Raw genomic sequence first — 8,324 nt, 5'->3', positions numbered from 1 at the left:
CCGTGTGAGTCGAACCCGCCGCCGGGTCCTCCACGGTGAGGGCCTGGCGGCCGCAGGGGAACGTGGCTCTCCACGCCCACCTTTCATGAGATCACGGCCCTGGTACGCCCTCGGGAACCAACTCCGTGAGCCATGGTTCCCCACGCTTCCACCGGAAACAATGCGGCTCCCCCTCTCGCCCCCGAAGAGCGCAAGGAGCCTCACATGCCCCCCCCGTGGGAACCCCGGAGCGACATCGAGAAGAAGGAGAAGACGGGCGACCTCGAGCAGATTCGCATCCTCCGAGCCGCCCATCTGTCCGTGTCCGAGTCAGCCAAGAACCTGCTGACCTCCCATCAGGCCATCAAGGACACGTCCTCACAGATCGTCGCGTCCCTCAAGAAGCTCGAGGAGATCGACATCGAGCTCGAGGACATCGGGAAGATCCAATCGAAAGCCCAGAAGCTCCAGGGCATGCAGGACCTCCAGAAGATGCTGGAGGACATCAGCAAGAAGCTGGGAGTCGGACACAACCAGTTCGTGGTCAACCTGGCGCTGTTCGACTTCAGGACCACGGGGGGTGGCCGGGCGCGCAAATCCACCACGCTCCTGAAAACAGGAGCCGACACCCATTATGCGCGCCCCTTCTCCGGCAGCCTCCCCGCGCCCGTCAGCGTGCTGTTGAAGGCCATCAAGCAACCACGAACACCGTCCCAGGGCACGGCCCAGGCCGTCATCACTCCCCGGAAGGATCTCAAGTATCTTCCCCCCACCCGCTTCACGGCGACCTTCCCCCTGCTCCTGAGAGGAGAGAAGAACGCCCGCGAGACCCTCCGCGCGCCGCGGATGCCTGGTTCCACGAGCACCCCCTCCTCTCCGCTGTCCCGCGTCCAATACGCGAGCCTGGGCTCGTTTGGATTCGCCGAGCCGGGCTATTGCACCTGGGAGAAGAACGAGAGCACCGAGACCGAGGGCACGCGGCTGTCCCTGGGCGCCTACGTCCTGGATACGGACTATCTGGATGCGCTGCTCTCCCTGATGAAGTCGATGTCGCCGACCGACAAGCAGAACTACCTGAAATACGGCGGCGTCGGGGCGGAGCACGTGAAGGTGTTGCGTGATCTCTTCATGGGGAGCAACGGCCCCACGCTCGCCTTCAACTGGCTCTTCCAACTGGTGGACGCGGCCCTGGCGCTCTGCCAGGAGGCAGACAAGCACAACCCCCTCCTGCGGACGTTCTTCCTGCACATCCGGGAGAAGATCGATGCCCGGACCATGAAGCTCCAGGAGCTACGGCGCAAGGGGCTCAGCAAGAACGACGCCGCCTTCGACTACCTCTGGGTGTTCGAGTCCACGCTCTGGGAGTTCCTCTTCCTCGGCGCTACCTGCCTGTCCATGCGGAAGATCGTCGACACCCTCAAGACCCAGCAACGGCTCAAGCCCTTCCTCGACACGTGGGAGCCCTCGGTCGGCCTGTCCGAAGGCCTGCTCGTGGAACCCGTCAAGATTGGAAACAGCACCTTCGACAGGTTCTATTTTCCCTCGGGTACCGCCGCGGCGGACCAGCTTTACGAGGCGCTCTGGGCGAAAACCATCGGCCCGTTCGCCATGGGGACCAACCTCCAACGACTCACCACCTTCACCCCCTACTTCGAGTTCTATCAGGGCAACGGCATGCTCAACCCCAAGGAGCTCGCCGAGAAGGTGAAAACCAATGACACCCGCCCGAAGAAGTGCACGGCGACCCAGATCTGGTTGAACCTCTCCGATGACCTTCACAGCCGGTTCCTGAATAAACCCGACGCCACCACGGTCGGAGTCCAGATCGCCAAAGAGATCCTGGCTCATGTCCAGACACTCCTCCAGAACAAGCCAGCGTCCATCAAGGACTTCACCGTCGACTACTCCAAGGTGTACCTCGTCATCGACTACACGAAGTTCGCCTCGGACATCCCCAATGGATACCTGTATCCCATCCTCGCGCAGCTGCGCGACACGCTGAAGCAGTCCGGCACCGCCCAGGGAATCAAGGAAGTCATCTTCCTGCGCTCGAACCTGAAATACAACACGGGCTCCCTCGACCGGTATCAATCGGGAGAGCTGTTGATGCACAACAACCAAGACACCAGGGAGTTCGCGACCAGCCTGACCGAGCGCTCGCGGGATTCATTCAATAAAGACAAGGACGGATGGACTCTCATGAACGAGTACATCCCCATGATGAAGAAGGTCTACCTCCTGTCAGACGCCATTGGTTTCGCGCGTTGGGGGGCCTATACCCAGCTCTGGCAGGGCTATAGCGGCGCGCGTCCCCAGGTGGCCCGCGAACTCTCCGTCTTGACGGACATGGTCCTGGGGTTCATCACACACCCCCTCGAACCCATCTTCACGAACCTCGTCCATGACTTGAGGTCGAACTCCTTCAAGGCCGTGGTGCCCGCGGGGACGCGGCAGAAGATCTCCACCTTCTGGACCCGGCTCAACAATGACAGGACGGCCCTCAAGAGGCTGGGCGAGAGCGTGAAGAGGGTCGGCGATGTCGAGCGGAAGCTCCAGGAAGTCATCGGCTACCTCGACACGGGCCTCCAGGACATCATCGACGCATTGCTCCAGGCCAAGAACAACCTTCCGGTCTACGTCTCCAAGCAAAGCAAACAACCGTTCCTGGCGTACCTGTCCCGCTTGCAGGCCGCGAAGAAGAAGCTGGAAGAATCCGGGCTCCACGTCCCACCGGACATGGCCATGCGCACGCAGGATGAGCCTCTCGCCGAGGACCGCCCGAACATGAGCGAACCCGCGTTCTTCACGTTGAAGAACAAGATCGTGAGGCTCGTCATGCATCCCCTCGAGTCCCTCTTCACGAACCTCGTCCATGACTTGAGGTCGAACTCCTTCAAGGCCGTGGTGCCCGCGGGGACGCGGCAGAAGATCTCCACCTACTGGACCCGGCTCGACCATGACAGGACGGCCCTCGAGAAGCTGGGCGAGAACATGAAGGAGGTCGGCGAAGCCGGGCGGAAGGTCCAGGAGGTCATCGGCTATCTCGAGCCCGGCCTCCAGGACATCATCGACGCATTGCTCCAGGCCAGGAAGACCCTTCCGGTCTCCATCTCCAAGCAAACCAAACAACAGTTCCTGGCGTACCTGTCCCGCTTGCAAGCCGCGAAGAAGAGCCTGGAAGAGGCAGAGCTCCAACTGCCACAGGATACGCTCAAGAAGGCGGGTTGACGTGCCGGGATGGACCCAGGTGCGGTAAGACAGCCCTGGGACTTCCCCATACGCGCGAGGAGAAACGCCATGCGTTACATCGATGGATTCGTTGCCGCGGTGCCCGCCTCCAACAAGGAGGCCTACCGCAAGGTGGCCGCCGATGCCGCGCAGGTGTTCAAGGAGTACGGTGCGCTCCGGGTCATCGAGTGCTGGGGCGACGATGTGCCGGATGGCAAGGTCACCGACTTCAAGGGCGCGGTGAAGGCCGAGCCGGGGGAGATCGTGGTCTTCTCGTGGATCGAATGGCCCTCGAAGGCCGCGCGTGACGCGGGCAACCAGAAGATGATGGAAGACCCGCGCATGAAGGTGAACACGGGCACCATCTTCGACGGCAAGCGCATGATCTACGGCGGGTTCGAGGTGCTGATCGACACGTGACGCCCGAGCGGGTGTCATCCTGGTGGAGGCGCCGCGCGCGCCTCTCCATACGGAAGCACCACCGTGAAGGTCGAGCCCGCTCCGGGAGAACTCTCGACCAGGATGGTGCCGCCGTGGGCCTCGACGATCTGCCGGGCAATGAAGAGCCCGAGCCCCAGCCCTCCGTAATGCCTCTCCGAGACCGCCCGTTCGAACTTCTCGAAGATACGGGCCCTGGCCTCACTCGGAAATCCGATGCCCTGGTCCCGGACGCTGAGCCGCACCGCGTCCGGTCCGGGCTCGACCCTGACCTCCAGCGGCTTTCCCGCTCCGAACTTGATGGCGTTCTCGAGCAGGTTGGTGACGACCTGCTCCATTCGAAACCGGTCCCACCTCCCGATGGCGGGGCCCCCGGTCCGGAGCTCCAACGGGGAACCGCTGCGTGCCAGTTGCTCGCCCAGGTCCTCCACCACGTCACGGACCACCTGGCGGAGGTCCACCTCCTCCCGCATCAACTCGAAACGCCCCGCGCCGATGCACGAGACATCCAGGAGCTGCTCGATGAGGGTGTGGAGCCGCTCGGCCTGCGCTTCGATGCGGGGCAGCTCGCGCAGGAGGGTGTCGGTGCGGACCGGTTGCTCCGGAGCACCCTGGACCGCCCGGTGAAGAATCGACAGGCGGAGCTTCAGGGACGTCAGGGGCGTGCGGAGCTCATGGGCGGCGACCATGAGGAAGGCATCCCGTATGCGGATGGCATCCTGGGCTTGCTGATACAGCCGCGCATTGTCATACGCGAGGGTGGCGTGCCGGGCCACCTCCTGGGCCAGCTCGAGCTCCTTGCTCCCGTAGCGCCGTCCCAACGGGCCCGAGCCCAGGGTGAGCACCCCGAGCATGTTTCCTCGCGAGATGAGGGGCACCGAGATGGCACTCCGGGTTCCGAGCGCGACGATGAGCTGCGTATGTTCCTCGCTCTCACACGTGGCCCGGATCTCCTCCTCCGACAGCTCGGGGTAGAGCCCGGGCTGACGGGTCCGGAGCACCTCGCTGGCCGGACTGCGGCTTCCCTCCCGGGCCGGGTAGCGTTCGGCGAGCGTGTCGAGCAGGGGGCGCTTCGTGGGACTGACATGAGCCCCCGCCAGCCGACGGATCCGCCCCTCGACCATCACGTCGATCACGCACCAGTCCGCGAAGTGGCGCACGCATAACTCACCCAGGCGCGAGAGGGTCTCACTGTAATCGAGCGTCTCGGAGAGGATGAGGCTGGCCTCCGCGAGGAACGAGACGTTCCGGTGTGCCTCCGCGAGCTCGTGGGTCCGCGCTCGCACCTGCCGCTTCAGCGCCGTGTTCCAGGTGATGACCGTCCCCACCACCACCGCCACGCCCACCAGCAGAATCACCACGACCCGCCAGAAGAGGGGATCCCGGTAGAACGGTGACGCCCTCGCGTAGACCCATCGCCTCCAGATGGTCTCCTTCTCCTTCTCCGTGATTCGATCCAACCCCTTCTGGATGATGCGAAGCAGGATCGGCTCGTCCTTCCGGACCCCCATCGCCAGCTCATATTCATAGGGGAGCCTTCCCGCCACATGGAGGTTCGTCAGGTTCTCCTGGGTGACGTGGAAGGACAGGGCCGTGACATGCAAGACCATCACGTCGACTTCGCCGGTCGACAGGCGCAACAGTCCCTCGAGATCATTGGGAACGGGGACGAGCTGGAGCTCGGGATGGGTGCGCTTCAGATACTCATGGGCTCCGAAGTTCTCGCCGACCGAGATCCTCAACCCCTCCATCTCATCGAGGGTGAGCCTCTCCCACGTCCCCTGGCGCACGACGATGAGGATGGGGATGCGGACGTACGGCTCGGAGAAGACGAGGTATTCCATGCGCTCGGGGGTCCTGGTCAACCCGCTCGCCAGATCCACCCTTCCCGCGCGCATGTTCTGGAGCACCTCGCTGACGGTGGTGGGAGGAGCCTCGCGAAACTCGACGCCCAACTTCTCCTCCAACAACCGCGCATAGTCCGCGGTGATGCCACTGAACTCCCCCTTGTCATTGATGAACGACAGGGGAGCGTTGAGGTAGGGGCCGAGCACGATGCTGTCGGCATGGCGCTCGAACCACTCCCGTTCCTCCGGGGTGAACGCATCCCGGGCATTCTCCTCGAAGAGCCCGCGCCCGAACACGAAGGCCGCTCCGGCCAGGACAATCAAGCCGGTGAGGACAAGCCAGCGGTGTACCCGTACTTGTTCCCGGAGCATCGGAGAGCACGCCTCCCGTCCCCGGTCACGAGAGCGGAATCCGAAGAGCCTGGATAGGGGGAACCCTCGGAAGTGGTTCGAAACGAACGAGGAGTGTCAGGCAAACGGCCCGAGGCTGAAGTATCCATGCGCCGGAAGGGCGATGAATCACCTCGCGAGGGGCCTGCGACCGCCGGCCAGCGTGTCCGCGACTCCTCGCGATGCTACCTTCGCCGCTTTCCTGAACCCCACGCCGGGAGTATCACCGCATGACAAAAGGTTCCTCGCGCGCATCACGGTATGTGCTCGCCGCGCTCCTGCTGAGCACCGGGTTGTCCGCCGCGCCAGCACGAGCCGATGACGGCAACACCCCCCTGGAGGACAACCGCCACATCACCGGGTTCTATATCCAGATATCCCCCACGTTCCAGGCGCTGCTGGATCCAGACTTCCAGCCCGGAGGCACGAGCAGTGTCCGCCCCAGCTGGTTCCTCTTCGCGCCCCACGCGTCACAATCCGCGGGCAAGGGAATGCTCGGCGCCGCCCTGGCCAGACACATCCTCGACGCGGCCCGGGGAGGGCCCTCGTTCTCCGCCCCGGAAGCACTCGGGCGGGTGGGCCTCACGGGTGTCCCGCGCCTGGCCCTGGAGCAGCTCTCCCTGGAGCTCATGTTCCAGGGTCTGCCCACGGATGCGGCCGCCGCGCTCGCCGCCCTCACCACCGCGATGAACGTCGAGGCGCTCGCGGATCCCCGTACCCTCACCCTCACCGCCGCACGTCTGGCCTTGCTCTACTGGAGCGCTCCGGCGTGGCACCCGCTCGACAAGGCGGAGTCCGTGGTGCTCACGCTGGAGCGCACGCTGCACGAGGGCAACGTGGCCATCTTCACGGACATCGGCGGCACGGCGACCGCGTACCTGACGTGGCGCCAGTCCGCCGGCACGGTGACTCCGGAGCGCGTGCTCACGGAGTTCTCCCTGCCGGGCACGAGTCCCGCCCAAGCCCGGCTCGCCTACGACTACGCGCTCGCCCATGCGTTCGACACCCCGAGACCCCACGCCTTCGACGTCATCTTCCCGGGAATGAACAGCCAGAACCTGATGGTGGCGGGCCTCGCGCTCTACGAGAAGGCCCGGCTCACTCCCGGGCTCCAGGCGCGCGAGGCGATCATCGCCATGGCCAACAACTACCTGGCCTGGCGCGAGCAGCACGACATCGTGCAGAAGGTCTTCACGCCGGCCCGGCCCCGTTGGGACGAGGTGTCACGCTCCGCGCTGATGCGGGCGATGACGCCGATGCTCGTGGTGCACTTCGGCCCGCTCGAGTGGACGTTGGCGGATTACGCGTATGCCCGGCCGGACCGGGATGGCAATCCCCTCACCTCCCAGCCCACGGAGTACAACTGGGCGATGTTCAGGGATCGCTGGCCGCCGATCCTCGACTCGTTCGAGCTGGGCTACAGCAACCCCGAGGCCCTCTGGGAGATGCCGGAGCCCCTCGAGGATCCCCTGGCCGACTGACCGTTCAGAAATGAGACAGCAGCGGACAGGCGCCCGCTCGAAATGCCGCCCGCGAACGGAAACGGCGCGGGGGACCGATGATTTCCAGCCGGTCCCGCCGTCCATGGGTTGAAGTTCGCATCTGGAGCCATTTTCCCAGCCACAAGGAGCCACCATGACGATCCAGGCAGCGACCCCCTACCTCATCCTCAACGGCAGGGCCGAGCAGGCGATTGCCTTCTACCAGCGTGCCCTCGGCGCGAAGGTCGAGGCGATGCAGCGCTTCGGAGACGTCGACCAGAGCTGTCCCACGGCGATGAAGAGCCGCGTCATGCACGCGCAACTGCGCGTGGGCGACGCCATCCTGATGTTGAGCGACAGCAACGAGGACACCCCCCTGAAGGGCGGGAGCGTGAACATCGCCCTCCAGCTCGATGATGCCGAGCAGGCCAGGCAGTGCTTCGAGGCGCTGGCGGCGAAGGGCACCGTGGTCCAGCCGCTCATCGACGCCCCGTGGGGCGGGATGTTCGGCGCCCTGAGCGACGAGTTCGGCATCAACTGGATGTTCAACAGCGCCCGGGCGAAGAAGGCCTGAAGAACAACGGGCCCCGGATTCAGAAGAACCCGGGGCCCGGACCTGGGGAGCGCGGAGCTCAGGGCAGGAGGATGGGGGGGTCGTACGGGAAGGGCGGCCACGGGAACGGCGGGTAGATGATGATGATGATGAGCCCCTGCACACTCTCGGGCGTGGAGTGGTTGGTGGTCGTGTCGTCACCGAGCTGGCCGTAGCTGTTCTGGCCCCAGGCCCACACGGAGCCATTCTGCTTGCGCGCCGCCGAGAAGTAGCCGCCCGCCTCGACCTCCGTGCTGTTGTCGATGCCCGAGAGCGCCGCGGGCGTGGAGCGGGAGGTGGTCGTCCCATCCCCGAGCTGGCCATAATAGTTGTAGCCCCAGCTCCACACGGTGCCGTCCTGCTTCTGCG

6 protein-coding genes are annotated in these 8,324 nt (G+C 64.8%); 4 read left to right on the top strand and 2 right to left on the bottom strand.

Features of this window, described 5'->3' with window-relative positions:
• The first annotated feature begins 204 nt into the window (after positions 1-204).
• On the top strand, positions 205-3,207 hold the full coding sequence (locus Q664_RS28725; protein ID WP_043402896.1) for a hypothetical protein: 3,003 nt from the start codon (positions 205-207) through the stop codon (positions 3,205-3,207).
• Between the two features lie 69 nt (positions 3,208-3,276).
• Complete coding sequence (locus Q664_RS28720) at positions 3,277-3,627, top strand: DUF1428 domain-containing protein (RefSeq protein WP_043402894.1); 351 nt, start codon at positions 3,277-3,279, stop codon at positions 3,625-3,627.
• 14 nt (positions 3,628-3,641) lie between these two features.
• Here Q664_RS28720 and Q664_RS52790 read toward each other — a convergent pair whose 3' ends face one another.
• A complete protein-coding gene (locus Q664_RS52790; protein WP_052518796.1) occupies positions 3,642-5,816 on the bottom strand; it encodes an ATP-binding protein in 2,175 nt (724 codons plus the stop codon).
• A 296-nt stretch (positions 5,817-6,112) separates the two neighbouring features.
• On the opposite strand from Q664_RS52790, the gene Q664_RS28710 reads away from it, so the two are divergent.
• The gene (locus Q664_RS28710) at positions 6,113-7,363 is read left to right on the top strand and encodes a hypothetical protein (protein WP_052518795.1); all 1,251 of its coding nucleotides are present in this window, start codon (positions 6,113-6,115) and stop codon (positions 7,361-7,363) included.
• Positions 7,364-7,517: 154 nt separating this feature from the next.
• On the top strand, positions 7,518-7,937 hold the full coding sequence (locus Q664_RS28705; RefSeq protein WP_043402887.1) for a VOC family protein: 420 nt from the start codon (positions 7,518-7,520) through the stop codon (positions 7,935-7,937).
• Positions 7,938-7,995: 58 nt separating this feature from the next.
• On the opposite strand, the gene Q664_RS28700 is transcribed toward Q664_RS28705, so the two are convergent.
• On the bottom strand, positions 7,996-8,324 hold a 329-nt coding region (locus tag Q664_RS28700), incomplete at its 5' end, for an RCC1 domain-containing protein (RefSeq protein ID WP_043402884.1).

It is taken from the genome of Archangium violaceum Cb vi76 (assembly GCF_000733295.1).
Taxonomy (GTDB): Bacteria; Myxococcota; Myxococcia; order Myxococcales; family Myxococcaceae; genus Archangium; species Archangium violaceum.
Note: the sequence above shows the minus strand (reverse complement) of the source record. Positions and strands in the feature narration are given on the sequence as shown.